Consider the following 26,292-nt stretch of genomic DNA (forward strand, 5'->3'; position numbering starts at 1 on the left):
AACGATGAAGAAATTCGGCTCGATGTTGAACGGGGCGCGCCATGCGCTGAAGCTGTCGAAGACCGTGGCCATGGGCGCGGCGGCCGCCGCTGCTTTCACGCTCAGCCACGGCGCATTTGCCGCGGATGCGAAAATCCCGGTGGTGGCCGCGGAAAACTTTTACGGTGACGTCGTGCAGCAACTGGGCGGCGATCGCGTCGACGTAACGAGCATCCTCAGCAATCCGGATCAGGACCCGCATCTGTTCGAAGCCAGCCCGAAGACGGCGCGGGCCTTGCAGCATGCGAGCCTTGTGGTCTACAACGGCGCCGACTACGATCCGTGGATGGCGAAACTGCTGGCCGCGTCCAAGGGCTCGAATCGCGCGACGATTGTTGCCGCCGAGCTGACAGGCAAGAAGAGCGGCGATAATCCTCACCTCTGGTACGACCCGGCCACCATGCCGAAAGTGGCGCGCGCGGTAAGCGCCGCGCTCGTCGCGGCTGACCCGGCGCACAAGTCGGCGTACGATGCGAACCTCGCGAAGTTTCTCGATTCGCTGAAGCCCATCGACGCCAAAGTCGCCGATCTGCATGGCCGCTACGCCGGCGTGCCGGTGACGGCAACCGAGCCGGTGTTCGGCTATATGTCGGACGCAGTCGGCCTCTCGATGCGCAATCTGCGCTTCCAGTTGGCGACGATGAACGACACTGAAGCAAGCGCGGCCGATATCGCCGCGTTCGAACGCGATCTGCGCGAAAAGCGCGTCCGCGTTCTGATCTATAACAGCCAGGCAACCGAGGCCCTGACCAAACGCATGTTGAAGCTCGCGCAGCAATCGAAGGTGCCGACCATGAGCGTCACCGAAACCGAACCGGCCGGTAAGACCTATCAGACGTGGATGCTGATGCAGCTCGACGCGCTGGGCACGGCGCTGGCTGCGGGCGGAGCGAATGCGGCGGCGAGCACCGCCAAAGGAAAAAACCAATGAACGAAACTGGCCGCAGCACGCCAGCTAATGTATCGACGGGCGCACGCAGCAACGCGCCCGTGCTTGAACTCGAGCGCGTCACGCTCGAACTCGGCGGCCGCACGATTCTGCGCGAGGCCGGCTTCGTGGTGAATCAGGGCGAATTCATTGGCGTGCTCGGGCCGAACGGCGCGGGCAAGACCACGCTAATGCGTGCCGTGCTCGGTCTCGTGCCGGCGGCGAGCGGCGCGATCCGCGTGTTAGGGCAGCCGGTCGAGCGGGGTAACTCGTCGATCGGTTATATGCCGCAGACGCGCAGTGCGCTGGCCGGGCGCCGCGTGCGCGGCCGCGACTTCGTCGCCATGGCCGCCGATGGACACCGCTGGGGCCTGCCCCATGCGGACAGCAAAACCCGCGCGGACGTCGAGCGCGTGCTGGATCTGGTGGGCGGCCGTCAGTTGGCCGAGCGGCCCTTATCGGAACTGTCAGGCGGCGAACGTCAGCGTCTGCTGCTCGCGCAATGCCTGCTCGGCGACCCCAAGCTGCTGCTACTCGACGAACCGCTGATCAGCCTCGATCCGCATCATCAGAAGAGCGTGGTGGAACTGGTGCGGCGCGTGCAGCAGGAACTCGGCATTGCCGTGCTGTTCTCGGCGCATGAACTGAATCCGCTTCTGCACGCGCTCGACCGCGTGCTGTATCTCGGCAGCGGTGTCGCCGCGCTCGGCACCGTCGATGAAGTCATTACGCGGCCGGTGCTGTCGCGTCTCTATGGCTCGCCGATCGACGTGATGCGCGTGAATGGCCGCATCTTCGTGATGTCGGGCGACGTGGAAGTCGAAAAACACGATCACGAGCACGAACACGACGAGAACGGCGGCCATAGCCACTCGCACGGGCACGGCCATTCACATTCGCACGACCACGGTGGCGCGCACAGCCACTCACACCAGCACGACTCACGCGACGGACATAAGCACGATGTTTGAATACGATTTCATGGTGAACGCGTTCGCGGCGTCGGGGATCGTCGCGGTGCTGGCAGGCGTGGTGGGTTATTTTCTGGTGATGCGTGGACAGACTTTCGCCGGTCACGCGCTCTCGCACGTCGGCTTCACCGGCGCGACCGGCGCCGTGCTGATCGGCATCTCGCCGATCTGGGGGATGATCGGCTTCACGCTCGCGGCAGGCGTCGGGATGGGCGCGCTCGGCGAGAAACTGGCCGGACGCGATGTGGCGATCGGCGTGATCCTGTCGCTGTCGCTCGGCTTCGGCTTGCTGTTCCTGCATTTCTTCACTGCGTACGCGACCCAGGTCACCGCGCTGCTGTTCGGCAACGTGCTCGGCGTGAATGCGTCGACACTCGGCGTGCTGGCGGGGTTGGGCGTCGTCAGTTTGCTGGCGCTCGCGGCGATCATGCGGCCCTTGCTGTTTGCTTCGTTGCAGCCGGAATTGGCTGAAGCCAAGGGCGTTTCGTTGCGCAAGGTGTCGGTGCTGTTTCTGTCGATTGCCGCGCTCGCCGTGGCGGCGTGCACGCAGATTGTCGGCGTGCTGCTGGTGTTCACGCTGATGGTCGGGCCGGCCGCCGCCGCGCAAAACGTGACGACGCGGCTCTCGACCGGTCTCGTGCTCGCCGCCGTGTTCGCGCTGGTGCAGGCGTGGCTCGGTCTCACACTGGCGTTCTATACCGACTGGCCGACGAGCTTCTGGATCACCGTGCTGTCGGCGGTGGTGTATGGCGGGAGTTTGCTAAGGCGTCGTTGAAGCGATGGTTGGCGGCGACACACTGCGTGCCGCCACCATCGCCCTGTGGAATGTCAGCCGAGCAGCACCTTCGCGTGATGCGCGATGTGATCCTCGATGAACGTCGTGATGAAGTAATACCCGTGGTCGTAGCCAGCATGACGACGCAAGGTCAGCGGCTGACCCGCAGCCTTGCAGGCGGCTTCAAACACATCCGGGTTCAATTGCTCGGCGAGAAACTGATCCGCCAGCCCCTGATCGATCAGAATCCCCTCAGCGAACTTGCGCTTCGCGTGGGCGACCAGCTCGCTCGAGTCGTACTGCCTCCACGCTTCACGGTCTTCGCCCAGATACCCGCTGAACGCCTTCACGCCCCACGGGCACTGTGAAGGCGCGGCGATCGGCGCGAACGCCGACACCGACCGATAGATCTCCGGGTTGCGCAGCGCCAGCATCAACGCGCCATGGCCACCCATCGAATGCCCGAAGATGCCCAGACGCGCACCGTCCACCGGCAGATTCGCGAGCACTGTTTCGCGCAGTTCATCGCGCACATACGAGTACATCCGGTAGTGCTTCGCCCACGGCTGCTGCGTCGCGTTGACGTAAAAGCCCGCTCCCACGCCGAAGTCCCACGCCGCGCTTTCGCCCGGCACGCCCGCACCGCGCGGACTGGTGTCCGGCGCAATCAACGCGATGCCGTGCTGCGCCGCGAAGCGCTGCGCGCCCGCCTTGACCGGGAAGGTTTCTTCCGTGCAAGTCAGCCCGGCGAGATAGAACAGCGCGGGCACGTTCGCGTTGGCCTGCAAGGCCTGCGGCGGCAAATACACCGAGAAGCGCATCGGCAGACCGACGGTCTGCGAGTCGTGCCGGTAGATCCGCTGCTCGCCGCCATGGCAGGCATGCGACGACAATAGTTCAAGCATCGACATGCTCCTTTCTGTGCCGGTCGGTGACGTATTAATGACGTATCAACGCCGCATTAGTACAGCACGACCGAGCGGATCGACTCGCCCTTCTTCATCAGATCGAAGCCTTCGTTGATGCGCTCGAGCGGCAGACGGTGCGTGATCAGGTCGTCGATGTTGATCTTGCCTTCCATGTACCAGTCGACGATCTTCGGCACATCCGTGCGGCCGCGCGCGCCGCCGAATGCCGAACCCTTCCACTCGCGGCCCGTCACCAGCTGGAACGGGCGCGTGCTGATCTCCTCGCCCGCCGCCGCCACGCCGATGATGAACGACTGACCCCAGCCCTTGTGCGTGCATTCCAGCGCCTGACGCATCACCTTGGTGTTGCCGATGCATTCGAACGAATAGTCCGCGCCGCCGTCGGTGAGTTGCACGATATGGTCGACCACGTTCTCGACTTCATTCGGGTTGATGAAGTGGGTCATGCCGAATTTCTTTGCGAGTTCAATGCGGCCCGGGTTGATATCGACGCCGATGATCTTGTCCGCGCCGACCATCTTCGCGCCTTGAATCACGTTCAGACCGATGCCGCCGAGACCGAACACCACGACATTCGCGCCCGCCTCAACCTTCGCCGAATACACGACAGCGCCAACGCCCGTCGTCACACCGCAGCCGATGTAGCAGATCTTGTCGAAGGGCGCGTCTTCACGCACCTTCGCGACCGCGATTTCCGGCACGACGATGTAGTTCGAAAACGTGGACGTGCCCATGTAGTGAAACAGCGGCTTGCCGTCCAGCGAGAAACGCGACGTGGCATCGGGCATCAGGCCCTTGCCTTGCGTCGAACGGATCGCCTGACAAAGATTGGTCTTGCGCGACAGACAGAATTTGCACTGACGGCACTCAGGCGTGTACAGCGGAATGACGTGGTCGCCCTTCTTCAACGTGCCAACACCCGGGCCCACATCGACGATCACGCCCGCGCCTTCGTGGCCGAGAATCGCCGGGAAGATGCCTTCCGGATCGGCGCCCGAGAGCGTGTAGTAGTCGGTGTGGCAGATACCCGTCGCTTTCACTTCAATCAGGACTTCACCGGCGCGCGGACCTTCCAGATCCACTTCTTCGATCGTCAACGGGGCGCCGGCTTTCCATGCGATTGCTGCTTTGGTTTTCATCGTGAATGCTCCTGTGAGTCGGTGAATGCCTGGCGCGTCGCGGTGACATATCGCGCGGCGTGCCGGTGTCGCGGTTCGCGGTTAATTCGTGTGCCGGACTGGGGACGGACAGTGTCGTTGCCGCCCGGTATCGTGCCGGCCTATACCTTAGCGTGCGAAAGCCGTCATGGTATTGCAAAGTACGTCGTGGCATTGTCTGTAGCTGACATCGCGTTACTCAGCGATGCGGAGTTTCGCCGAACCATGATTCGACGCGGCCATACAGATCGAGAAAGCGCGCATAGCGTTCGGCGAGCGCGGTATCGCCTTGCGGTCCGGCAACGCGCGTCGCGCCCGGCGCAAGCGCGGCGAGGTCGCTCGCGTGCCAATGCCCGCTGGCCAGTCCGCCGAGGATTGCCGCGCCACGCGGCGCCGCGTTGGGGCAGTCGACGGCATGGAGTTCGACGTTTAACGCGTCGGCGAGCAACTGCCGCCAGCGCGCATCGACTGAACCGCCGCCCGCGAGCTTCAGAGTCGTCACCGTCGCGCCGCTCGCGCGGATCGCGTCGAGACCGGCACGCAGCGAGAACGCGACACCCTCGAACGCGGCGCGCATCATCGTGCCGCGCGTGTGATCGAGCGCGAGGCCAAGCCAGCCGCCACGCGCGGCAGGGTTGAGCCACGGAGTGCGCTCGCCGGTGAGGTAGGGCAGAAAAGTCAGGCCTGCTGCGGCGCTGGAGATCGCGGCTGTTGTATCGCCAGGGGCACGATCCGATGCATCGCCGAACGCATCACGATAAGCATCGACCCATTCATACGACAACCAACCCCGCACACGTTCAAGCGCAACGCCGACGTTTTGCATCGCCGCCATCCGATACCAGTGATCGCTCGCGGCCCGATACCGATGCAGGCCCTTTACCGCTTGCGGTGCGTGCTCGGCGAGCACGACGATTTGTCCACCCGTGCCGGTGGTGAGCAACGCGTCGCCGTCGCTCGCGAGACCGCTGCCAAGCGCCGCGCATGGCGTATCGGCGGCACCGATCGCGAGCACGATGCCGGCGCGCAGACCCAGTTCCTGCGCGGCTTCCGTCGACAAAATGCCGCCCGCCGCGTAGGAAGGCGCAAGCGGCGCAAACCATTCATGCGGCAATTCGAGCCGCTCGAGCAGCGCCTGATCCCACACGCCTGCGGGATCGGCAAGCGCGGTCGCGCAGGCGTCCGATGGATCAGTTGCGACCGCACCACCCAACGCGACACGCAACCAATCCTTCGGTTGCAGCGCCCAGCGCGTCTTACGCGCGGACTGCGGTTCGTTCTGCACGACCCAGCGCAGCAGAGGACCGGCCATGCCTGGCGCAACCGGATTCGGCTGCGGCTCGGGCCACTGATCGAGCAGACTCAACGCACGCGTGTCGGGCCAGAGCATCGCCGGGCGCACAGCTTCGCCATGGGCGTCGATCAACACGACACCGTGCATCTGTCCGGAGAAACCGATTGCTTGCACGTCACGACGCAACCCGGCAGGCAAACGCCCCGCCGCTTCGCACAGCGCGCGCCACCAGGTTTGCACCGAGATTTCGGCCCATCCGGAATGCGGAGTTTCTAGTGCATACGCGACACTCGCCGCGGCCTGCTCGCGGCCGTCTTCGTCGACGATTGCAACTTTGAGAGAGCCGGTGCCGAGGTCGATGCCAAGAAAACTCATGGGCGATAGAACGTCAATTTGAGCTTAGGGACAAGCACGCGAAAGGTGCCTGGAACGGCGTATTTTCCATCACCGCTGCACGGTTTCGGAAACTCGCCCGAATACGCGCTGAAAAACCGGAATCGCGGGTTAACCCCGCCACGCCGCGAGCCGCACAAAAACAGCACTATGCGTCGAGCGAGATACACCTCATTGATTCTCACACATATCCCGTTAGGACGGGCGCGCGCGGCGCGTAAGCGCCCATCGCCGCTGCAAGGGGCTAACGGCCGATTTGTGCGGCGCACGTATTTCTTTTAGCTTTCAAACAGGTCTCACCCATATCGTCACCGGGAATGCCGGAATAGGCCCCAGTGGTCTTGTTGCAGTTTTTCGTTCCGCATACCTTGGAGCCATCCCAAAACGAGATGGTGGAGAGAGACAAAATGCAATCGAACACGGTTCACCCGTGCGACGAGCGACTGCCCGCGGGCCAGTTGCTGACGCTCGGCATTCAGCACGTTTTGGTGATGTACGCAGGCGCAGTTGCGGTGCCGCTGATCATCGGCGCGGCGCTGAAATTGCCGAAAGACCAGATCGCGTTCCTGATTAGCGCCGACCTGTTTTCCTGCGGCATCGCCACGCTGATTCAGACCCTCGGTCTGTGGATCTTCGGCATTCGTCTGCCGGTCATCATGGGCTGCACGTTCGCGGCTGTCGGTCCGATGGTCGCGATCGGCACCAATCCTTCGCTCGGTATTCTCGACATCTTCGGCTCGACGATCGCGGCCGGTGTCATCGGCATCCTGCTCGCGCCGGCGGTCGGCAAGCTGCTGCGCTTTTTCCCACCGGTGGTGATCGGCGTGGTGATCTCGGTGATCGGCCTCTCGCTGATGGAAGTGGGCATCAACTGGGCAGCCGGTGGTGTCGGCAATCCTGACTACGGCAATCCGGTCTATCTCGGCCTGTCGCTCCTCGTGTTGATGCTGATCCTGCTGATCAACAAATTCGCCAAGGGCTTCCTCGCCAATATCTCGGTGCTGCTCGGCATCGTTGCGGGTTTCATCATCGCGCTGGCGCTCGGCCGCGTGAATATGGACGGCGTCACACACGCACCGTGGGTCGGCATCGTGATGCCGTTCCACTTCGGCCTGCCGCATTTCGATCCGCTCGCAATCGCGACGATGGTCACCGTGATGTTCGTCACCTTCATCGAATCGACCGGCATGTTCCTCGCGGTCGGTGACATGGTCGATCGTCCGGTGGATCAGAAGACGCTGGTGCGCGGTCTGCGTGTCGACGGTCTGGGTACGCTGATCGGCGGCATCTTCAACTCGTTCCCGCACACCTCGTTCTCGCAGAACGTCGGCCTGATCGGCGTGACGGGCGTGAAGAGCCGCTTTGTCTGCGCGATGGGCGGCGTGATCCTGGTGCTGCTGGGCCTGTTCCCGAAGATGGCGCAAGTGGTGGCTTCGGTGCCGGCCTTCGTGCTCGGCGGTGCGGGCATCGTGATGTTCGGCATGGTCGCGGCGAACGGCATCAAGGTGCTGGCCAAGGTCGACTTCGTGAAGAACCATCACAACCTGTTCATCGTTGCAGTGAGCATCGGCATGGGTCTGGTGCCGGTGGTGTCGCCGCAATTTTTCTCGAAGCTGCCGCCGGCGCTGTCGCCGCTGTTGCATAGCGGAATCTTGCTGGCTTCTGTATCGGCGGTCGTGCTGAATCTGATCTTCAACGGCGTGAAGAGCGAGAAGAAGGCGCAGTGCGAAATTCGCCAGGCCGGACATGATTTCGACGGACGCGGCGGGAATGAGCCGCCACGCGACGAAATGTTGCGTGCGGTGGATGCGCATTAAGCATCGGGCTGGAACCGGCGCCGCGCGAAAGAGATTGCGCTAAGCGCTGGGTCGAATTCGGTTCAAGCCAAGCATCAATAAAAAGCCACGGCATGCCGTGGCTTTTTTTATTACCGGCTGCGCAGGGTGGCTTTCCCGATAGAACTGAAAGCCGCCCTGCGCACCTGCTACCGCAAAACTACAGACCTCAACCCGCAGTCGCCGCCGAAGCCGCCACTGGCGCACTCGCCGCACCGTAATCGACCGGTGCATCGGCCGGACGCGGCTGCTCGCCGGCCCGTTCGATCCAGCCGCCGCCGAGTGCCTGGTACAGCGTGACCAGGTTCTGCAGACGCTGCATGCGCGCGGTCACCAGCAACTGCTGCGCCGTGTACAAATCGGTCTGCGCGGTCAGCACCGACAGATAGCTGTCGACACCGTTCTTATAACGCAGGTCCGACAGATCCAGCCGGCGCTGTTCGGCAAAGGTATTGCGCTCGAGCGCCTGAATCTGCTGATCGTACGTGCCGCGTGCCGCCAGTGCGTCCGCCACTTCGCGGAAGGCCGTCTGGATCGCCTTCTCATACGTGGCGATCTGGATGTTCTTCTGCACGGTAGCGAGGTCGAGATTGGCCTTGTTCTGGCCGCCCTCGAAGATCGGCAACGTGATCGACGGCGCGAAGCTCCATGCCGCCGAACCCGGCTTGAACAGACCGCCGAGCGTCGGGCTCAGCGTACCGAAACTGCCGGTCAGCGAGACCTTCGGGAAGAACGCTGCACGCGCCGCGCCGATGTTCGCGTTGGCCGCGAGCAGATTCTCCTCAGCCTCCATGATGTCCGGACGACGTGTCAGCAGATCGGACGGCAGGCCCGCCGGCACATCCGTCAGCAGGTTCTGATTGTCCAACGTCATGCCCGGCGGCAGATCGTCCGGCAACGGCTCGCCGAGCAGCAGCACGAGCGCGTTATCCGCCTGAGCCCGCAGACGCTGCTGCGACTGCAGGTTGGCGTTCGCCTGCTCGACTACGGTCTGCGACTGCCGCAGGTCCAGTTCCGAACCCGTGCCGTTGTCGAACTGCAGCTTGGTGATGCGGTACGACTCCTCCGCGGTCTTCAACGTGTTCTGCGTCACCTTCAGCAGATCGTCGAGTTCGAGTACCGTCATGTACTGATTCGCCACCTGCGAGACCAGCGCGATTTCCGCGGCCTTGCGCGCCTGAGCGGTAGCCAGGTACTGAGCCAACGCCTGATCCTTCAGGCTTTGAATCCGCCCGAAGAAGTCGATTTCCCAGGAAGCGTTCAGACCCACCGAGTACGTGTTGCTGATCGTGAGACCCGTGGACGTCAGATCTTTCGGCGTGCGCTGCTTGCTTTGTGAAGCAGCAGCGTCCAGCGTCGGGAACAGCGCCGCGCGAGCGATCTGGTACTGCGCCTGCGATGCCTGGATATTCAGCACCGACACGCGCAGATCGCGGTTGTTCTTCAGCGCGATTTCGATCAGCCGCTGCAGACGCGCGTCGGCGAAGAAATCACGCCAGCCGATATCGGTGGCCGCCTGGCCGTTCGCGGTCCGCGAGGCGCCAGCCGCGCCCGGCTGCGTGTCGTACACGCCGCCGGTCGGGAAGGTCGCCGTCACGGGCTCATCCGGGCGATGGTACTTCGGCGCCATCGTGCAACCCGCGGCGAACAGCGCAACCGCCACTGCAATCAAAGAGTGTTTTTGCATCTCAATGTCCGTCCTCGCCCGAGCCTTGATCAGCCGAGCCGCCACCTTGGCCGTCATGCGGATGGTGCTGGTTGTAGTGTGCGAGCGCCTCATCCGGGTCTTCCTTCTCGCCGCCGAACTTCGCGCGGATCACGACGAAGAACATCGGGATCATGAAAATCGCGAGGAAGGTCGCCGTCAACATCCCGCCGATCACGCCAGTACCGATTGCGTGCTGGCTGGCCGAGCCTGCGCCGTTACTGATCGCGAGCGGCATCACGCCGAGAATGAACGCGAGCGAGGTCATCAGAATCGGTCGCAACCGCAGACGCGCTGCTTCCAGCGCGGCCTCGATCGGCCCCATCCCTTCACCCTGCTGCAACTCGCGGGCGAATTCCACGATCAGAATCGCGTTCTTCGCCGACAGCCCCACCGTGGTCAACAGACCCACCTGGAAGAACACGTCGTTCTCGAGCCCGCGCAGCGTAGCGGCCAGCAGCGCGCCGATCACGCCGAGCGGCACCACCATGATCACCGAGAACGGGATCGACCAGCTTTCATACAGCGCCGCGAGACACAGGAACACAACCAGGATCGAGATGCCGTACAGAATCGGCGCCTGCGAACCGGACTGGCGTTCCTGCAACGACAAGCCCGTCCATTCGTAGCCGATACCCGCCGGCAGCTTCGCCACGAGTGCTTCCATGGCCGTCATGGCCTGACCGGTCGACTTGCCCGGTGCAGCCGCGCCCTGGATTTCCACCGCCGAAATACCGTTGTAGCGCTCGAGCTTCGGCGAACCGTAGGACCACGTACCGCTGGCGAACGATGAGAACGGCACCATGCTGCCTGCCGTATTACGCACGTACCAGGCGTTCAGGTCTTCCGGTTTCATCCGGAACGGCGCGTCGCCTTGCAGATACACCTTCTTGATCCGGCCATCGGTATCGAGGAAGTTGTTCACGTACTGCGACGCCCATGCGATCGAGAACGTCTGGTCGATCACCGACAGCGACACGCCGAGCGCGGAGGCCTTCTCGTGGTCGATGTTCACCGTGAACTGCGGCGTATCGTTCAGGCCGTTCGGACGCACCTGAGCCAGCGTCGGATCTTTCGCAGCCATGCCCAACAGCATGTTGCGAGCCTGCATCAGCTTCTCGTGGCCGATACCGGCGCGATCCTGCAACTCGAAGTCGAAGCCTGCAGCCGTGCCGAGTTCAGGAATCGACGGCGGATTCACCGGATACACCAGCGCGTTCTTGTAGCTCGAGAAATGCATGAAGAGGCGGCCAACCAGCGCCTGCACCTTCTGATCCGAGTGCTGACGCACCGCGTAGTCCTTCATCCGCACGAACACGAGACCCGCGTTCTGACCGCGGCCGGCGAAGCTGAAGCCGTTCACCGTGAAGGTCGATTCGACAATGCTCTTCTCGCTGTTGAGCAGGTAGTCGGACACGTCCTTCAGCGCATGCGCCGTGGTTTCCTGCGTCGAGCCGGACGGCGTTTGCACCAGCACGAACATCGTGCCCTGGTCTTCATCAGGCAGGAACGACTTCGGCAACTTCACGAACAGCAGGCCGACCGCGAAGATCACCACCATGTAGATGATCAGCCAACGGCCCGAGCGCTTGATCACGTGGTGAACACCCGAGTGATACTTGTCGCGGCTCTTGTTGAACGTGCGGTTGAACCAGCCGAAGAAACCGGTGGTTTTTTCCTGATGGCCCTTTTCGATCGGCTTCAGGATCGTCGCGCACAGCGCCGGCGTCAGAATCAACGCGACCAGCACGGACAGCACCATCGCCGCCACGATCGTCAGCGAGAACTGCCGGTAAATGGCCCCGACCGAACCGCCCGAGAACGCCACCGGCACGAACACCGCCGACAGCACGAGCGCCACGCCGACCAGCGCGCCGGTAATCTGGTCCATCGCCTTGCGGGTCGCATCTCGAGGCGATAAGCCCTCCTCCTGCATCACCCGCTCGACGTTTTCCACCACCACGATCGCATCGTCCACCAGCAAGCCGATCGCCAGCACGAGCCCGAACATGGACAGCGTGTTGATCGAGAAGCCCACGATACCCATGATCGCGAACGTGCCCAACAGCACCACCGGCACGGCGATCGTAGGGATCAGCGTGGCTCGCAGGTTCTGCAGGAACAGGTACATGACCAGGAACACCAGCACGATACCTTCGAGCAGCGTCTTGACCACTTCTTCGATCGACAGGCGCACGAACGGCGTGGTGTCGTACGGATACTGCACGACGAGGCCGTGCGGGAAGTACTTCGACAGTTCGGCGACCTTCGCGCGGACTGCCTTGGCCGTAGCCAGCGCGTTCGCGCCGGTGGCGAGCTGAATACCGAAGCCTGCCGTCGGCTGACCGTTGTACTTGGTGTCGAAGTTGTAGTTTTCGCCACCGAGCTCGATACGGGCCACGTCCTTGATACGGACTTGCGAACCGTCCGTATTCACCTTCAGCAGCACGTTGCCGAACTGTTCAGGCGTATTGAGCAGCGTGGCTTCCGTGATGGTTGCCTGCAGCACCTGACCCGGCACCGACGGCGTGCCGCCGAGCGAACCGCCCGCGACCTGCACGTTCTGCGCCGTCAACGCCGTCTGCACGTCTACCGGCGTCAAACCGAAGTTGGTCAGCTTGTTCGCGTCCAGCCAGATCCGCATTGCGTACTGCGAGCCGAACAGCGTCACCGTACCCACGCCGTCGATCCGGCTGACCGGGTCTTCGACGTTCGACGCGACGTAGTTCGCCAGGTCGTACTTGTTCATGCTGCCGTCTTCGGACACGAACGCCATCACCAGCAAGAAGCTGCTGCTCGACTTCGTGACCTTGGTGCCCAACTGCTGCACGGCTTGCGGCAACAGCGGCGTGGCGAGCTGCAGCTTGTTCTGCACCTGCACCTGCGCGATGTCAGGATTGGTGCCGGCTGCGAACGTCAGCGTGATGGTTGCCGTACCCGAGTCGTCCGACGTGGACGACAGATACAGCAAGTGGTCGAGACCACTCATCTGCTGCTCGATCACCTGCGTGACAGTGTTTTCCACCGTCTTCGCCGATGCACCCGGGTACGTTGCGCTGATCTGCACGGCCGGCGGCGCGATGGTCGGGTATTGCGCGATCGGCAACGTGAACACCGACGCGATACCCGCGAGCATCAGAATAATGGCGATCACCCATGCAAAAATCGGGCGATCAATAAAGAACTTTGCCATGAAGCGGGCTCCCTGTTATTACGCGCCCGATGCAGCAGAAGCGGGTTGAGCCGTCTGCGCACCGCTGGCGGCCGGCGCACCCTGAGCGGATGCGTCGGAAGCGGGTGTGGCGGGAAGTTGCGCGGCAACGGCCTTGACTTCCTGCCCCGGACGCGCCTTGTCGGTGCCCTGGACAATCACGCGGTCGCCGGCCTTCAGCCCGCTTTCCACCACCCAGTTCGAACCGTACGTGCCCGCAGTAACGAGCTGGCGCAACTCGACCTTGTTCGCTGCGTTGACGACGAGCGCAGTCGGCTGGCCCTTCTGGTCATGCGTGATGCCGACTTGCGGCACGACGAGCGCGTTGTCGTTGATGCCTTCCTCGATCCTCGCGCGCACGAACATGCCCGGCAGCAGCACCTTGTCCGTGTTCTTGAAGATCGCGCGCACCGTCACCGAGCCAGTGGTCTGATCGACCGTCACGTCGGTGAACTGCAGCTTGCCCTTTTCCGCATAGGTGCGGCCGTCTTCGAGAATCAGCGAGACCTTGGCAGCGTCCGGACCGCTCGTCTTCAGACGCCCTTCCTGCACTTCGCGGCGCAGCTTCAGACCGTCGAGGCTGGATTGCGTCAGATCCACGTAGACCGGGTCGAGTTGCTGGACCGTTGCCAGCAACGTGGCAGCGCTCGCCTGTACATACGCGCCCGGCGTAACTTGCGACACGCCGATCTGGCCGGTCACCGGCGAGGTCACGTCGGTGTAGCCGAGGTTGATCTGCGCCGTGTCGACCGCTGCCTTGCCGGCGGCCACGTCAGCCGCGGCCTGGCCCGCAGAGGCCACCGCGTTGTCGTAGTCCTGCTTGCTGACCGCATTGGCGGCCACCAGCACCTTGAAGCGGTTGGCTTGCGCGGTGGTCGACACGAGATTGGCCTGGGCCTTCGCCAGCGTTGCCTTCGCGTTGTTCAACGTCGCGATGTAGGGCGCCGGATCGATCTTGTACAGACGCTGACCGGCCTTGACCTCGCCGCCTTCCGTGAATTCGCGGCGCAGCACGATGCCGTCGACCCGTGCACGCACTTGCGCGACGAGGAAGGCACTGGTGCGGCCGGGCAATTCGGTGACGACGGGCACAGCCGTCGGCTGGACGGTGACGACACCCACTTCGGGCGTTTGTTGCGGCGGGGCAGATTGTTTTGGTCCGCACGCTGCCAGCAATACGGCAGCCGTCGCGGCACTGATTAAGCGGAATGGAACCCGTTCGACGCGCATGGAGCGACCTCTGTCAAAGACTGAGAATGAAAAAGTGCGCGCATCCCTACCCCGGGGACGACAGCGCACACATGCGTCTTGCGACGCGTGACCGGAAGCCCGTGGATGCAAACCGCACCTGCAGGGGCATCCTGAGCAAAATGCGCCATACCGGGGAAATGCCGCACGGCGCCGCCCGTCGGGGCACGGCGCAAGAGCGTTTTGAAAGGCAACAGTGACGGATATTAACCGGTCGTCACGGCTTGGGCTATCCGATCGTGGGATGCTATTATATATACATCCACGAATGCATGTAAAAGTGCGTTTAGTTCTTTGCAGGCGAGGGACCTGCAAGATCGCTTCGCAAATTGCTTAACAGAAGACAGATTGTCATCGAGCGTACTTAAAAGCGCCCGGGGAAACCCCACAATCAGGGCAGGTCACGACAATATGGTCAGAAGAACCAAGGAAGAGGCACAGGAGACGCGCAACAGCATTCTCGACGCGGCCGAACGGGTTTTCTTCGAGAAGGGTGTATCGCGCACGTCGCTCGCCGATATCGCACAGGCCGCCGGCGTCACGCGCGGCGCAATCTACTGGCATTTCGCGCACAAGGGCGATCTATTTACGGAAATGTTCGACCGCGTGCTGCTGCCGCTGGACGAACTCAAAGCCGCCTCGCAAGACCCCAATGAACCCGACCCGCTCGGGCGCCTTACGGAAATCTGTACAGTCTGCCTGCGTGACACCGCCAACGACCCGCGTCGCCGGCGGGTGTTCGACATTCTCTTTCTGAAGTGCGAGTTCGTCGAAGAGATGGGTCCGGTGATGATCCGCTATCAGACCAATATGCGCGAAGGGCTGTTGAAGATCGAGGGCGGTCTGCGCAATGCGATCTCCAAAGGGCAATTGCCGGTCGATCTCGACACCAGAATCGCGGCGGCGATGGTGCATGCGTTCATCAGCGGCTCGCTGCGCGACATGCTGTTTTTGCCGGAAACGACCAATTTCAGCAAGCACGCGGAGCAGATGGTCGCCGGGATGTTCGATGCGCTACGGCTGAGTCCGGCGCTGCGCATCGGGAATCGGACGGCGGCGGCCGCCGCCCGGCTACCCGGTCAGACTAGCTAGATACTTACGCGGCGACCCGGCGCGCCCGCGCCGTCTGATTCGACGTGTAGATATTGCCGCGTTCGAGCGGCGCCCCACCCTGCACCGTGGCGATCCACTGCTCCGTACTCGCCACCGCCGCGAAGTTCGACTGCAGGACCACGCTGAAGACCCGGTGAATCTCCTCCGCGCTCACAAAGCCCGCACTGTTCTCATAGGGCAGTGAGCCGGTTGCGTCGTGCAGAAATTCGACCGCAAACCCCGCGTGGTATGCGTGGTTGATCGTCGACGCATCGCAGTTGTGCGTCATGTAACCGACGACCGTCAGCGTGTCGACCCGCTGCGCGGCCAGCCAGTCGGCGAGATCAGTGCCGGCAAAGGCGCTCGCCCTCGACTTCTCAATATAGTGATCGTGTGGTCGCCCACCCACTACCGGATGCAGTTCGGCGCGTTCGCTGCCGCGCGCGAACACCGGCGAGGCGGCCGGCGCGAGATGTTGCACGACCACCACCGGCACGCCGGCGGCACGGGCCGCATCCATCGCCCGGCCGATGTTGGCGAGCGAAGTTTGCACATCCGGGTATTCGATCGGCAGATCGCCGGTAACGTATTCGTTCTGCGCATCGATGACGATCAGCGCGCGGCGGGGTGCGGTCATGGCAAGACTCCTTCGGTTGAGCAGTTAGGGCTCGCACTGCACGGCCCGGATGGGCTCTGCGCAGGCAGCGGCGATGTGTGCATTGTTCGTCAGCCGCCATTTCGCCGATAGCGACCCGAATGACAATCTTCGCTAGAATCGGGCCATCGTTGGATCATCGTTGAATGCCACGGGGCGATTGCGAATGACGGCTACATCCACCTCCTCTGCCGCCGGGCGCGACGACGCGCCCCGCCACGTCGTCGCGGTTGTCGCTTTCGACGGCATCAGCCCGTTCCATCTTTCGGTACCGTGCGTGGTATTCGGCGAGGACCGCAGCAACGGCGGCTTGCCCGATTTCGACTTTCGCGTTTGCGCCAGCGAAGCCGGCGCGCTGACCACCACCGCCGGCTTCTCGATCGCTGTCACGCATGGGCTCGAAGCACTCGCCGATGCGGATACGATCATCGTGCCAAGCTGGCGCGATCCGGACGAGACGCCGCCCACCGCCCTGCTCGACGCACTGCGCGCCGCCCATGCACGCGGCGCCCAGCTGGTCGGGCTGTGCCTGGGTGCCTTCGTGCTGGCCGCCGCCGGTATTCTCGACGACCGCCCGGCATCGACCCACTGGGCGTGGGCGGACGATTTCGCACACCGCTTTCCGCGCGTGCGGCTCGATCCCGACGTGCTCTATGTCGACGACGGCAACGTGCTGACCTCAGCCGGCACCGCTGCCGGCCTCGACTGCTGCCTGCATGTCCTGCGCAAGATGTGCGGCGCGCAAGCGGCGAACTATGTCGCGCGCCGCCTGGTGGTGCCGCCGCATCGGCAAGGTGGCCAGGCGCAATTCATCCAGCAACCGGTGGCGCCGAACGTGCGCGGCGACCGCCTGTCCTGTCTGCTCGATTGGGTGAGCGGAAATCTGGATGCGCCGCATACGCTCGACACGCTAGCCGAACGCGCGTTGATGAGCCGCCGCACGTTTACGCGGCGCTTCCGGCTCGCCACCGGCACGACCGTCGGCGCATGGCTGCTGGCGCAGCGGCTCGGCCGCGCGCAGCAACTGCTGGAAAGCACGGATGAGTCCGTGGAAGCGATCGCGGGGATTGCGGGATTCGGCTCGACTGCCTCGCTACGGCAACATTTCGCGGAGGCGTTCCGCACCTCGCCATCCGCGTGGCGGCGGGAATTCCGCGGCGTGTGAGCGTGGTGGACGCGCTTATTGTTCGCTGATCCAGCGCGCCACATACAACAGCAGCGCCACCAGAAAAATCATCACCGCCCACGCCCAGTTTGGCACCACGTGCGGATTGGGCTCGCGATGCGAAACCCCATGCGACACACCATGGGCCGCCCCATGCGATGCGCTCGCTGCCCGCCCGGTCAGCGCATTGCCATGATCCACGCGCGTGCGCCGGGCAATCCCGCCGAGGTTAATCGGCCGCAGAAACACGTGCTGCCGACGCGCCGCCGACCCGCGTGCACGATTCGGCCCTTGGCCATGCTTGGCGCGAACAACAGCGCCGAACTCGTCGAAGAAATCGTCGGCCAGTTGGTGCAGTGCGTTTTCGAGCTGGCGCGTGGGCAGCTCAGCAAGCGGCCCGGACGAGGTCGCCCAGATCGTGTAATCGATCCGCGTGCCCCGCTCCCTGCCGACACCATGCGAGCCATCGTCCGCGCGCAATCTCACTTCGATCTGTCCGCGCAAGGAGCCGATGCCCTCGGCTCGCGCCTTGAAGTTGATGGTGCGGCGCTGCGCGTCCGCCGGTCCGGAATCCTGGCCGGCTACGTGGGCGCGCGCTTCGTAACGCGCGCGCAACGGCCCGAGCGGCACGGTCATGGTGAGCGCGTATTCGCCGTGGCCGAGCCGCGTGAACGACTCGCAGTTGTCGAGGCTGGCACGCAACAAGGCGAGGTCCTGCAACGCGTCCCAAACGTCGGACGGCGCAAGCGGAATCCGTAACGCGTCGTTCAGTTCCATGGCAGCCTCCCCGATGAACGCGCGACAGCCGGTCAGGACGTCTGATCGATACGGTCGACGCGCGATGCGTAAAACGCGAGATACCCTTTTATTTGTAGCGCCGGTTCAAGCGGCGTCTCATAGCTCCAGACGGCGTTTTCGATCAGACCGTCTTCGGTGCGCAGATGATAGTACGAGGCATCGCCCTTGAACGGGCAGTGCGAAGTATGCGTGGAGCGTTCGAGGCGCGCCATGTTGACGTCGCCGCGCGGAAAATAGAACACGTCCGGCAGGCCGGTTTCGGTGAGTGTCAGGCCGGCCTGCGTGTCGGCCATTGTCACGCCGCCGTGAATTACCCGCACCCGATGGTTGTTGCCGCTGATGGCGATGGTGTGCCCGCCCGTGCTCGCGCCGGGTCCGGGGCTTCCGTGAGGCGTCAAGGCATCGCTCATGTCTCGGCTCCGTGATGGTGTGCAACTCGGGGTGCAGATCGTATGCGGCCGTGCAACAAAAAAGCCACGGGGTGCGCCCGTGGCTTCATTATCGGCCAAAGTTCAGCCGATTGCGCGGCCTTCCTGAATGCAGCCGGGGCTTCTCGCCCGGCGCCGCTCAGAGAGACGGGCCGTTTACTGGGTATTCCAGTAGAACGCCGCCTTGGCGGTGCCCTTGGCCGGAATCGTCACCGCCTTGGTCTGGTCGTTATCCTTGTATTGCGCGTGCACGGTGTAGCGGCCCGGGCGCAGCCTGACCAGCATATACGGCCCACGCGAAGTGGCGGTCAGCACATTGCCATCGTGCGCGTCGACGATTCTCACATGGATGTCGGCGAGAAAATCGGAGCCGGGGCCGGTGAAGCGCATCGACAGCGGCCACTGGCTTTGCGCCTGCTGCAGTGCTTTCGATTCGTCGAGACCGACGCCGCCCGACACGAACGAGACGTCGCCCTGGTGCTGGATTTGCGGCAGGCCGCCACCGTTGGCGTTGCCCGCGCTGCTTTCGTCGGTGGTCGTGCCACCCGTTACGTCACTCGCCTGCGCATAAGCGCCGCCCGCCAGACCGAGCGTGAGCGCTGCGCAGACCGCAGCGGCTACGATCCTTCGCTGATTGCGTTGGGTTTTCATCGGTTCGCTCCTTCTTAAGGTCCTTGTCATCCGGAATCCCTCGGAGGGTCCAGATCAAGGCAGACGCAAGCTGCGTGCCCGCCATCAGTTCGCGTCGTATGGAAACCGCCGCTGCGCCACGCCATGCGGCGCAGAGCGACCTGCGTTACGGCTTTGAGTCAAGCCTTGAAACAGGTGAAAAAATGCCGGTCCGTACGCAGTAAGTGCAAGGACCGGCAAGCATTACTTCAATGCGATCAATGCCCGTTTAGCCGAGATCGACCGGCACGAAGATCTGCGCGTTATCGCGCTGGATCAGCAACGCGATGCTGTTGCCCGCGCCGGCAATCATCTGCTTCAACTGATCGACGCTCGTGACCGGCCGGCCATTGACCGCCAGGATCACGTCGCCCGGCTGGATGCCGGCACTTTCAGCCGCGCCGCCCGATTGCTGCACCAGCAAACCGTGCGACACCGACGCGCCGCTCTTCTCTTCCGGCGTCAGCGGCCGCACCGCTACGCCGAGACGGCCTTGCAACTGGGTCGGCTGATCGGCCTTATCCGAGGCTACCTTGGCATCCGACAACGAACCGATCGTCACCTTCAGGTCTTTGGTCGCCTTGTCGCGCCACACCTGTACGGTGGCCGAACTGCCCGGCGCCAGACCCGCAACCTGCGACGGCAGATCCGACGAGTCGCCGACCGGCTCGCCATTCACCGACAGAATCACGTCGCCCGGTTGCAGACCACCCTTGGCGGCCGGGCCGCCCGGATCGACCGAGCTGACGAGCGCGCCTTGCGGCTTCTGCATGCCGAACGAATCCGCCAGCGTCTGGTTCATGCCCTGCACCGCAACGCCGAGACGTCCGCGGCTCACATGGCCGGTCTTGACGATGTCGTCCTTGACCTTGATCGCTTCGTTAATCGGGATCGCGAACGAAAGGCCCTGGAAGCCACCCGTCTGCGAATAGATCATCGAGTTGATGCCGATCACTTCGCCTTGCAGATTGAACAGCGGTCCGCCCGAATTACCCGGGTTCACAGGCACGTCGGTCTGGATAAACGGCGTGTAGTTCTCGTTCGGCAGCGAGCGCGACTTCGCGCTGATGATGCCCGAGGTCACCGTGTTGTCGAAACCGTAAGGCGAGCCGATCGCGACCACCCACTGGCCGACCTTGCTCTGACGCGGATCGCCGATCTTCACGGTCGGCAGACTGCTCGCGTCGATCTTCAGCACAGCGACGTCGGACTGCTTGTCGGCGCCGACCACTTTCGCCTTGAATTCACGCTTGTCAGTGAGCTTCACGGTGACGACGTTCGCGCCGTCCACCACGTGGGCGTTGGTCAGGATGTAGCCGTCGCTGCTGACGATGAATCCCGAGCCGAGGCTCGCGCTCGGCTGATCGGGCGCATCGCCGCCGTCGCCGCCTTGCATGCCCGGCATGCCGCCGAAGAAGTGCTTGTAGAACTGATAGAAGGGATCGCTCGGATCGATCGGCAACTGGTTGCCGCCGTTGGCGCCATTACCGCCGTTGCCGCGCAAGGCCGTCTGCTTGACCACGTGCTTCGCGCTGATATTGACCACGGCCGGGCCGTAGGTTTCGACCAGACCCGAGAAGTCGGGAATGCCGGTTTTCGCCGCGGCTTCGGCAGGCATCATCGCGGCCTGCGCCGGCGTGATCACCTGCGGCGCGGGCACGTCGCGATGCCCCGCCACATAGCCGGCGGAGAGCGCCACGGCGACAGCCACTGCAACAGCGCTGCGGGACAAGGTTTTCGCGTTCATCGTGTACTCCTGACTGGGAGAAAGAGGCTTTGGAATGAGATGAAGCGTACGTGGCATCGCTTAAAAGAGTCTTAAGCAGCGCCAGATCGCTTCAAGCCCATTATTGAGGCTTGTTTAAGCCTCGCTTAAGCCACGTTCGATCCACGTTCGAGTCACTTTACGAACAGAAAGCCTCACCCTCAGAAGCGCACGTCGACCTGCAAACCACCTGTGGCCGATTCGTCGAGCTTCACCGCCGCATGGTGTTGCGTGGCGATGCGGCGCACGATTGCGAGGCCGAGGCCGCTGCCCGCCACATCAGTGCGCACGCGGTTCGCACTGGCGCCGGCCCGGTAGAAGCGATCAAACACGCGCTCGCGTTCGGCCGGCTCGATGCCCGGCCCGCTATCGGCAATCCGCACCACCGGATGTCCCTCCTCCACATGCAGACTCACGTCGACACGGCCGCCTCGCGGTGTGTATTTGGTTGCGTTATCAACGAGGTTGTTGAACATGACTCGCAGCGCGTCGGCATCGCCGATCACCGTGGCGGGTTCGCTCGCCTCGATGCCGAGATCGACACCGCGGTTCTGCGCAAGCGGCGCGTACGCCACCACACAGTCCTGCAGCAGCGCGCGCAAATCGATCGCGTTCGTCGCGGCGACGCCGTCCGGCTCCGAACGCGCGAGCGCCAGCAATTGCTCGGCAAGACGCGTGGCGCGCGTGACACCCGCCTGCAGATCGGCCAGCGCTTCGCTACGCGTGGTGTCGTCTTTCGCGCGAGCCACCAGTTGCGACTGGATCTGCACGGCGGCAAGCGGCGTGCGCAATTCGTGCGCGGCATCGGCGACGAATGCTTTCTGAATATCGAGCGCAGTGGCAAGCCGTTCGAGCAGGCCATTCAACGCGCGCACGAGCGGCTGCACTTCGAGCGGCAGACGCTGATCGGGCAAGGGATCGAGCGCCTCGGGGTGACGGGCGTCGAGCGCGCTGGTCACGCGCCGCAACGGCCTCAGCCCGCGCCCGACGACGACCCACACCGCCACGCCCAATAGCGGCAGCAGCACGATCAAGGGCCACAAAGTCCGCAACGCCACATTCGCCGCCAGCCGGTTGCGCACCGAAACCGGCTGCGCCAGCTGCACGACGTTATCGCCGACGATCGCGCCGTACACACGCCAATCTCCACGTTCCGTGTGCTCGGTTGAAAACCCGAGTTCGGCGCGCGGCGCGAGGGGCGCACGCGGGCGCGAGTAGTACATCAACACGCCGTTGCGATTCCAGATCTGCAGCACGATGCCTTCGTCACCGGTGTCGCGCGAACCGAGCACCTGGGAGAACGGTTCCGACGGCAGCGCCGCGGCGATCTGCTCCAACTGGTAATCGAACAGTTCGTTGGCTTCAGCAAGCGCTTGCCGGTAAATCAGCCAACCCGCAATGCCGACGCCGAGCAACACCAACGCCAGCAGCCAGAACAACAATTGACGACGAATCGAACGCATCGGCTCAGGCGTCCTTGGCGATCATGTAACCAAGACCGCGCACATTGCGGATCAGATCCGCGCCTAGCTTCTTGCGCAGCGCATGGATGTAGACCTCGACCGTGTTGCTGCCGATTTCCTCGCCCCAGCCGTACATTTTTTCTTCGAGCTGGCTCTTTGAAAGCACTGCGCCGGGCCGTGCGATCAGCGCTTCGAGCAGAGCGAATTCACGCGCAGACAACGCGACCGGCGCGCCGTCCAGCGTGACCTGATGCGAGGCCGGATCGAGCGTCAGATTGCCGTGGCGAATCGTCGAATCGCTGCGGCCCGATTGGCGGCGAATCAGCGCGCGCATGCGGGCGCCGAGCTCGTCGAGATCGAAAGGTTTGACGAGATAGTCGTCCGCGCCGGCGTCGAGGCCTTTGACGCGATCGGCAACCGCGTCGCGCGCGGTGACGATCAGCACCGGAATGGCTTGGCCCTTGGCGCGCAGCGTCCGCAGCACGTCGAGACCGTCGCGTTTAGGCAGGCCGAGATCGAGCAGCACCAGATCGTAAGGTTGGCTGGCCGCCGCGCTGAGCGCCGCTTCGCCGTCTTCCACCCAGTCGACCGCGAAGCCTTCACCGCGTAGCGCCTTGCGTACGCCTTCGGCGATCATCCGGTCGTCTTCGACAAGCAATATGCGCATGGTTGGTACGGTCCCGAAACATTTGATGATGCCGCATTCTAGCGCCCAGCCCTGGCGTGCGCGCCACGCGACGCTTTTTCACCGCAGCGTGGCGGCATGTCTCTACAATGGGCGCTTTGCGTCGCGCCGCGGTTTTTCGCGCGCCACGCGACGCTTCGACACACTCTGGATTGCCGCGCGCCACCGCGCCCCGAAATCTTGCTTCTTCGCCTGTCCATGACGCACGCTTTTTTGTCCGCTTTTTTGCTCTCTCTCGCACGCCGTGTAGCGCTGCGTCCGCTGTCTTCTTCTGTTGCCGACTCTCTGCCTCGCCGATTCGCACCGCGCTCGGCGGCGTTGCTGCTTGCCTGCGCCGCGCTCGGCTGCGGCGGCGCGGCGTTGCCGCTTGCCGCGCAGGCGCGCATCAAGGCAACCCATCCGAGTGTCAACGTCACCACGGTGTTGCCGCAATCGGTCATGGTCGGCCTGCAGCGCGCGCACGTGCCTTTGTCGTCGATCAGCGTGGTGGTCGAGAAAGTGGGCGACCGCACGCCGATCCTCGCCTTGAACGCCGGCAAGCCGATGATGCCCGCCTCGACGATGAAACTCGTCACCACCTATTCCGGCCTGTCGATCCTCGGCCCGGAATATCGCTGGCGCACGAGCGCCTATGCGGACGGCACGCTCGACGCCAACGGCTTGCTGCACGGCAATCTGACCATTCAGGGCACGGGCGATCCGAAACTCGTGCCCGAAGAACTGATCGACCTCGTGCAGAAGATCCACAAGGCGGGGATCAACGGCATCGATGGCGCGCTGGTGCTCGACAAGCGCTATTTCGACGCCTCCACGCGCGATCTGCCGCCGTTCGACGACGACGCCACCGCGCCGTACAACGTCGGCCCCGATCCGCTGCTGTACGCCTTCAAATCGCTGTCGTTCACGCTGACGCCTTCGCCGGACGGCAGCGTCGCCATCGACGTGCTGCCCGCGCTCTCGCAGCTACAGATCGACAACCAGATGCACGCCGTCAACGGCCCGTGCCGCGGCGACGCCGCCTCCGTCTCGCCCACCGTCACGCCGCAGCCGAACGGCACCGTGGTGGCCTCGTTCGACGGCGACTACTCGGTGCGCTGCGGCCCGCGCACGATCAACGTCGCGGTGCTCGATCACTCCGCATTCTTCGCGGGCGGTTTCCTCGCCCTGTGGCAGCAAACCGGCGGCACGTTCAGCGGCGCGACCCGCGAAGGCCCGGTGCCGGTCGGCGCGCGCCTCGTCGCCACGCACCAGGGGCCGATGCTCTCCGACATCGTGCGCGACATCAACAAGTTCAGTAACAACACGATGGCGCGCAACCTGTTCCTGACGATCGGCGCCACGGAAGAAAAAGGGCCCGCCACGCCCGCGAAATCGGCGCGCGCCATCGAGGACTTTCTGCGCCGCGACAGCGTCGACATGCAATACCTGACGCTCGACAACGGCTCGGGCCTGTCGCGCGACGAGCATGTTACCGCGCTCTCGCTCGCCGATCTGCTGCAGCGGGCCAATGCGAGCCCGGTCGCCCAGGTGTTCGTGGAATCGCTGCCGATTGCGGGCGTCGACGGCACCATGCGCAACCGCTTGACCAACCAGGGCGCGGGCGGCAACGCGCACATCAAGACTGGCACCCTGCGCGACGTGCGTGCGATTGCCGGTTACGTGGCCTCGGCGGACGGCAACAGCTACGTGGTGGTGAGCCTGATCAACGACCCGCATTCGGAGGCCGCGCGCGCCGCGCACGACGCCTTGCTCGAATGGGTCTATCAGGGACCGTCCCAGGGATTCACGAAGGTCTCCGACCCCGTCGCCGAACCGCGCGTCAGCAAGCCCAGGAAAAACCCGCACAAGCGCGGCACCCATTGAGGATTCCTTCTATAGAACCCACGCGCGGCAATGCGCCCAAGCGTGTACGCTGTCGGGCAGTGTTTGAGGCGCGCGTAAAACGTTATGCGTAGCGCACGAGCCACGCAGCCGTTACGAAAGCGTGGCCCAATCAAACGATAACGACAACGTCCGCTGCGGCAAGCGCAGCGGCAAGGGACCGCGGAGGAAGACACGATGCAATTCGATGCCGAATTGCTGCTGCTCGCCATGGCGCCAGTCTTTCTCGCATGCATTGGCTGGGAGGCGTGGCACCTGCGGCGTACGCGCCCCGGCGCGCAGCTCTATAGCTGGCGCGACACGTTCTGCAACGCCGCGCTCGCGCTGATGCAGCAAGCCGCCGACAAGCTCGCGTGGCTCGTGATCATCCCCGTCTATGCATTTTTCTACGATCACTATCGCGTCTATACGTGGCAGGCGAGCTGGGTGTCGTTCGTCGTGCTGTTCGTCGCTCAGGATCTGCTCTATTACTGGTTTCACCGGTGCAGCCACCGCGTGCGCTGGCTGTGGGCCGCGCATGTCGTGCATCACTCGTCGGAGCGGATGAATTTTTCGACCGCCTTCCGCCAGAGCCTGATGTATCCGATTGCCGGCATGTGGCTGTTCTGGATTCCGCTCGCCGTGTTCGGCTTTCCGCCGAAGCAGATCGTCGCGATCGTGCTGATCAATCTCGGCTTCCAGTTTTTCGTGCACACCCAGGCGATCGGCAAACTCGGCTGGCTCGAATACGTGCTCAACACGCCGTCGATTCACCGCGTGCATCACGCACGCAACGACCGCTATATCGACCGCAACTATGCCGGTGTGCTGGTGATCTGGGATCGCCTGTTCGGCAGCTACGTCGAGGAAGATCCGCGCGATGCGCCGGTGTACGGCATCGTCGAACCGCTTCATACCTATAACCCGTTGAAGGCGACGTTTCATGAATGGGCATCGATGGCCGCCGATTTCGTGAGCGTGCAAGGCTGGCGCAACAAGTTGCGCGCGCTGTTCGCACCGCCCGCATGGGCCGCGGCTTATCACGCGGGCCGCGCTGCGGGTGTGGCTTCCAGTGGCGCTACAAGCATTGAAGATAACCATACGGCCGCGTTTCAAACACCGCGCAGGCCGTAGAAGATTCTGTAAGCTGTCGTCATGCCGCCGACGCGGTGGGCGCTGCCTGCAACACATGGCATAAGGGCCACACATACGAGGAGATGTAGTCAA

At 63.6% G+C, this 26,292-nt stretch carries 21 protein-coding genes; 8 read left to right on the forward strand and 13 right to left on the reverse strand.

Annotation, left to right across the window (positions count from 1 at the left end; translation table 11 throughout):
- The first annotated feature begins 4 nt into the window (after nucleotides 1-4).
- From M0D68_RS17830 to M0D68_RS17840, 3 genes are read left to right on the forward strand one after another with little or no spacing between them, the layout of a single operon-like run.
- The gene (locus tag M0D68_RS17830) at nucleotides 5-970 is read left to right on the forward strand and encodes a metal ABC transporter solute-binding protein (protein WP_200618223.1); all 966 of its coding nucleotides are present in this window, start codon (nucleotides 5-7) and stop codon (nucleotides 968-970) included.
- A complete protein-coding gene (locus M0D68_RS17835; RefSeq protein ID WP_200618222.1) occupies nucleotides 967-1,938 on the forward strand; it encodes an ABC transporter ATP-binding protein in 972 nt (323 codons plus the stop codon). The genes M0D68_RS17830 and M0D68_RS17835 overlap by 4 nt, the downstream gene beginning before the upstream one ends.
- On the forward strand, nucleotides 1,931-2,713 hold the full coding sequence (locus M0D68_RS17840; protein ID WP_200618221.1) for a metal ABC transporter permease: 783 nt from the start codon (nucleotides 1,931-1,933) through the stop codon (nucleotides 2,711-2,713). Before M0D68_RS17835 ends, M0D68_RS17840 begins: the two co-directional genes overlap by 8 nt.
- A gap of 53 nt (nucleotides 2,714-2,766) precedes the next feature.
- Here the strand turns inward: M0D68_RS17840 and fghA are convergent, their stop codons facing one another.
- The 3 genes from fghA to M0D68_RS17855 all read right to left on the reverse strand — a co-directional run bounded on the left by fghA (nucleotide 2,767) and on the right by M0D68_RS17855 (nucleotide 6,468).
- The gene (gene fghA, locus M0D68_RS17845; protein ID WP_200618220.1) at nucleotides 2,767-3,618 is read right to left on the reverse strand and encodes an S-formylglutathione hydrolase; all 852 of its coding nucleotides are present in this window, start codon (nucleotides 3,616-3,618) and stop codon (nucleotides 2,767-2,769) included.
- Nucleotides 3,619-3,674: 56 nt separating this feature from the next.
- Nucleotides 3,675-4,781, reverse strand: coding sequence for an S-(hydroxymethyl)glutathione dehydrogenase/class III alcohol dehydrogenase (locus M0D68_RS17850; protein WP_093635627.1), 1,107 nt, complete (start codon nucleotides 4,779-4,781; stop codon nucleotides 3,675-3,677).
- 217 nt (nucleotides 4,782-4,998) lie between these two features.
- Entirely contained in the window at nucleotides 4,999-6,468 is a 1,470-nt protein-coding gene (locus M0D68_RS17855) for a xylulokinase (RefSeq protein ID WP_200618219.1), read from the reverse strand.
- A 425-nt stretch (nucleotides 6,469-6,893) separates the two neighbouring features.
- Here M0D68_RS17855 and M0D68_RS17860 point away from each other — a divergent pair, with 425 nt between their 5' ends.
- Complete coding sequence (locus tag M0D68_RS17860; protein WP_093635623.1) at nucleotides 6,894-8,303, forward strand: nucleobase:cation symporter-2 family protein; 1,410 nt, start codon at nucleotides 6,894-6,896, stop codon at nucleotides 8,301-8,303.
- A 187-nt stretch (nucleotides 8,304-8,490) separates the two neighbouring features.
- On the opposite strand, the gene M0D68_RS17865 is transcribed toward M0D68_RS17860, so the two are convergent.
- Genes M0D68_RS17865 through M0D68_RS17875 form a run of 3 tightly spaced genes read right to left on the reverse strand, consistent with a single transcriptional unit; the run spans nucleotide 8,491 to nucleotide 14,467 of the window.
- Nucleotides 8,491-10,008 carry an efflux transporter outer membrane subunit gene (locus tag M0D68_RS17865; protein ID WP_200618218.1) on the reverse strand — a complete coding sequence of 506 codons (1,518 nt, stop codon included), beginning with the start codon at nucleotides 10,006-10,008 and terminating at the stop codon, nucleotides 8,491-8,493.
- A gap of 1 nt (nucleotide 10,009) precedes the next feature.
- Complete coding sequence (locus tag M0D68_RS17870; protein ID WP_266224876.1) at nucleotides 10,010-13,219, reverse strand: efflux RND transporter permease subunit; 3,210 nt, start codon at nucleotides 13,217-13,219, stop codon at nucleotides 10,010-10,012.
- A gap of 18 nt (nucleotides 13,220-13,237) precedes the next feature.
- Nucleotides 13,238-14,467, reverse strand: a complete 1,230-nt coding sequence (locus M0D68_RS17875; RefSeq protein WP_093635617.1) for an efflux RND transporter periplasmic adaptor subunit — start codon at nucleotides 14,465-14,467, stop codon at nucleotides 13,238-13,240.
- Nucleotides 14,468-14,896: 429 nt separating this feature from the next.
- Between M0D68_RS17875 and M0D68_RS17880 the strand changes: the two genes are divergently transcribed.
- Nucleotides 14,897-15,577 (forward strand): TetR family transcriptional regulator, encoded by a 681-nt coding sequence (locus tag M0D68_RS17880; protein ID WP_200618216.1) that lies wholly within the window; start codon nucleotides 14,897-14,899, stop codon nucleotides 15,575-15,577.
- A 4-nt stretch (nucleotides 15,578-15,581) separates the two neighbouring features.
- Here the strand turns inward: M0D68_RS17880 and M0D68_RS17885 are convergent, their stop codons facing one another.
- Nucleotides 15,582-16,214, reverse strand: coding sequence for a cysteine hydrolase family protein (locus tag M0D68_RS17885; RefSeq protein WP_200618215.1), 633 nt, complete (start codon nucleotides 16,212-16,214; stop codon nucleotides 15,582-15,584).
- A 184-nt stretch (nucleotides 16,215-16,398) separates the two neighbouring features.
- Between M0D68_RS17885 and M0D68_RS17890 the strand changes: the two genes are divergently transcribed.
- Nucleotides 16,399-17,397 carry a helix-turn-helix domain-containing protein gene (locus M0D68_RS17890; RefSeq protein WP_093635609.1) on the forward strand — a complete coding sequence of 333 codons (999 nt, stop codon included), beginning with the start codon at nucleotides 16,399-16,401 and terminating at the stop codon, nucleotides 17,395-17,397.
- Nucleotides 17,398-17,412: 15 nt separating this feature from the next.
- Here M0D68_RS17890 and M0D68_RS17895 read toward each other — a convergent pair whose 3' ends face one another.
- From M0D68_RS17895 to M0D68_RS17920, 6 genes are all read right to left on the reverse strand, one after another.
- Nucleotides 17,413-18,174, reverse strand: coding sequence for a CoxG family protein (locus tag M0D68_RS17895; RefSeq protein WP_175050817.1), 762 nt, complete (start codon nucleotides 18,172-18,174; stop codon nucleotides 17,413-17,415).
- Nucleotides 18,175-18,206: 32 nt separating this feature from the next.
- Nucleotides 18,207-18,605 carry a DUF427 domain-containing protein gene (locus tag M0D68_RS17900; RefSeq protein WP_200618214.1) on the reverse strand — a complete coding sequence of 133 codons (399 nt, stop codon included), beginning with the start codon at nucleotides 18,603-18,605 and terminating at the stop codon, nucleotides 18,207-18,209.
- A 174-nt stretch (nucleotides 18,606-18,779) separates the two neighbouring features.
- A complete protein-coding gene (locus M0D68_RS17905) occupies nucleotides 18,780-19,274 on the reverse strand; it encodes a carboxypeptidase regulatory-like domain-containing protein (protein WP_200618213.1) in 495 nt (164 codons plus the stop codon).
- A gap of 247 nt (nucleotides 19,275-19,521) precedes the next feature.
- Nucleotides 19,522-21,039: a DegQ family serine endoprotease gene (locus M0D68_RS17910; protein ID WP_200618212.1), complete on the reverse strand. Its 1,518-nt coding sequence runs from the start codon at nucleotides 21,037-21,039 to the stop codon at nucleotides 19,522-19,524.
- Nucleotides 21,040-21,218: 179 nt separating this feature from the next.
- Nucleotides 21,219-22,520: an ATP-binding protein gene (locus M0D68_RS17915; protein WP_093635597.1), complete on the reverse strand. Its 1,302-nt coding sequence runs from the start codon at nucleotides 22,518-22,520 to the stop codon at nucleotides 21,219-21,221.
- Nucleotides 22,521-22,524: 4 nt separating this feature from the next.
- A complete protein-coding gene (locus M0D68_RS17920; protein ID WP_054034404.1) occupies nucleotides 22,525-23,187 on the reverse strand; it encodes a response regulator in 663 nt (220 codons plus the stop codon).
- 216 nt (nucleotides 23,188-23,403) lie between these two features.
- Here M0D68_RS17920 and dacB point away from each other — a divergent pair, with 216 nt between their 5' ends.
- Both dacB and M0D68_RS17930 read left to right on the forward strand, forming a co-directional pair.
- Entirely contained in the window at nucleotides 23,404-25,068 is a 1,665-nt protein-coding gene (gene dacB, locus M0D68_RS17925) for a D-alanyl-D-alanine carboxypeptidase/D-alanyl-D-alanine-endopeptidase (protein ID WP_200618211.1), read from the forward strand.
- A gap of 195 nt (nucleotides 25,069-25,263) precedes the next feature.
- Entirely contained in the window at nucleotides 25,264-26,199 is a 936-nt protein-coding gene (locus tag M0D68_RS17930; protein ID WP_200618210.1) for a sterol desaturase family protein, read from the forward strand.
- Nucleotides 26,200-26,292: the final 93 nt, after the last annotated feature.

Source organism: Paraburkholderia sp. SEWSISQ10-3 4 (genome assembly GCF_030464785.1).
GTDB lineage: Bacteria > Pseudomonadota > Gammaproteobacteria > Burkholderiales > Burkholderiaceae > Paraburkholderia > Paraburkholderia aspalathi.

Coding starts and splice junctions, on each gene's coding strand:
- M0D68_RS17865 (WP_200618218.1), bottom strand. CDS start 10,008: ATGCAAAAACACTCTTTGATTGCAGTGGCGGTTGCGCTGTTCGCCGCG.
- M0D68_RS17860 (WP_093635623.1), top strand. CDS start 6,894: ATGCAATCGAACACGGTTCACCCGTGCGACGAGCGACTGCCCGCGGGC.
- M0D68_RS17830 (WP_200618223.1), top strand. CDS start 5: ATGAAGAAATTCGGCTCGATGTTGAACGGGGCGCGCCATGCGCTGAAG.
- M0D68_RS17835 (WP_200618222.1), top strand. CDS start 967: ATGAACGAAACTGGCCGCAGCACGCCAGCTAATGTATCGACGGGCGCA.
- M0D68_RS17905 (WP_200618213.1), bottom strand. CDS start 19,274: ATGAAAACCCAACGCAATCAGCGAAGGATCGTAGCCGCTGCGGTCTGC.
- fghA (WP_200618220.1), bottom strand. CDS start 3,618: ATGCTTGAACTATTGTCGTCGCATGCCTGCCATGGCGGCGAGCAGCGG.
- M0D68_RS17850 (WP_093635627.1), bottom strand. CDS start 4,781: ATGAAAACCAAAGCAGCAATCGCATGGAAAGCCGGCGCCCCGTTGACG.
- M0D68_RS17915 (WP_093635597.1), bottom strand. CDS start 22,520: ATGCGTTCGATTCGTCGTCAATTGTTGTTCTGGCTGCTGGCGTTGGTG.
- dacB (WP_200618211.1), top strand. CDS start 23,404: ATGACGCACGCTTTTTTGTCCGCTTTTTTGCTCTCTCTCGCACGCCGT.
- M0D68_RS17910 (WP_200618212.1), bottom strand. CDS start 21,039: ATGAACGCGAAAACCTTGTCCCGCAGCGCTGTTGCAGTGGCTGTCGCC.
- M0D68_RS17920 (WP_054034404.1), bottom strand. CDS start 23,187: ATGCGCATATTGCTTGTCGAAGACGACCGGATGATCGCCGAAGGCGTA.
- M0D68_RS17895 (WP_175050817.1), bottom strand. CDS start 18,174: ATGGAACTGAACGACGCGTTACGGATTCCGCTTGCGCCGTCCGACGTT.
- M0D68_RS17890 (WP_093635609.1), top strand. CDS start 16,399: ATGACGGCTACATCCACCTCCTCTGCCGCCGGGCGCGACGACGCGCCC.
- M0D68_RS17900 (WP_200618214.1), bottom strand. CDS start 18,605: ATGAGCGATGCCTTGACGCCTCACGGAAGCCCCGGACCCGGCGCGAGC.
- M0D68_RS17870 (WP_266224876.1), bottom strand. CDS start 13,219: ATGGCAAAGTTCTTTATTGATCGCCCGATTTTTGCATGGGTGATCGCC.
- M0D68_RS17875 (WP_093635617.1), bottom strand. CDS start 14,467: ATGCGCGTCGAACGGGTTCCATTCCGCTTAATCAGTGCCGCGACGGCT.
- M0D68_RS17930 (WP_200618210.1), top strand. CDS start 25,264: ATGCAATTCGATGCCGAATTGCTGCTGCTCGCCATGGCGCCAGTCTTT.
- M0D68_RS17885 (WP_200618215.1), bottom strand. CDS start 16,214: ATGACCGCACCCCGCCGCGCGCTGATCGTCATCGATGCGCAGAACGAA.
- M0D68_RS17840 (WP_200618221.1), top strand. CDS start 1,931: ATGTTTGAATACGATTTCATGGTGAACGCGTTCGCGGCGTCGGGGATC.
- M0D68_RS17855 (WP_200618219.1), bottom strand. CDS start 6,468: ATGAGTTTTCTTGGCATCGACCTCGGCACCGGCTCTCTCAAAGTTGCA.
- M0D68_RS17880 (WP_200618216.1), top strand. CDS start 14,897: ATGGTCAGAAGAACCAAGGAAGAGGCACAGGAGACGCGCAACAGCATT.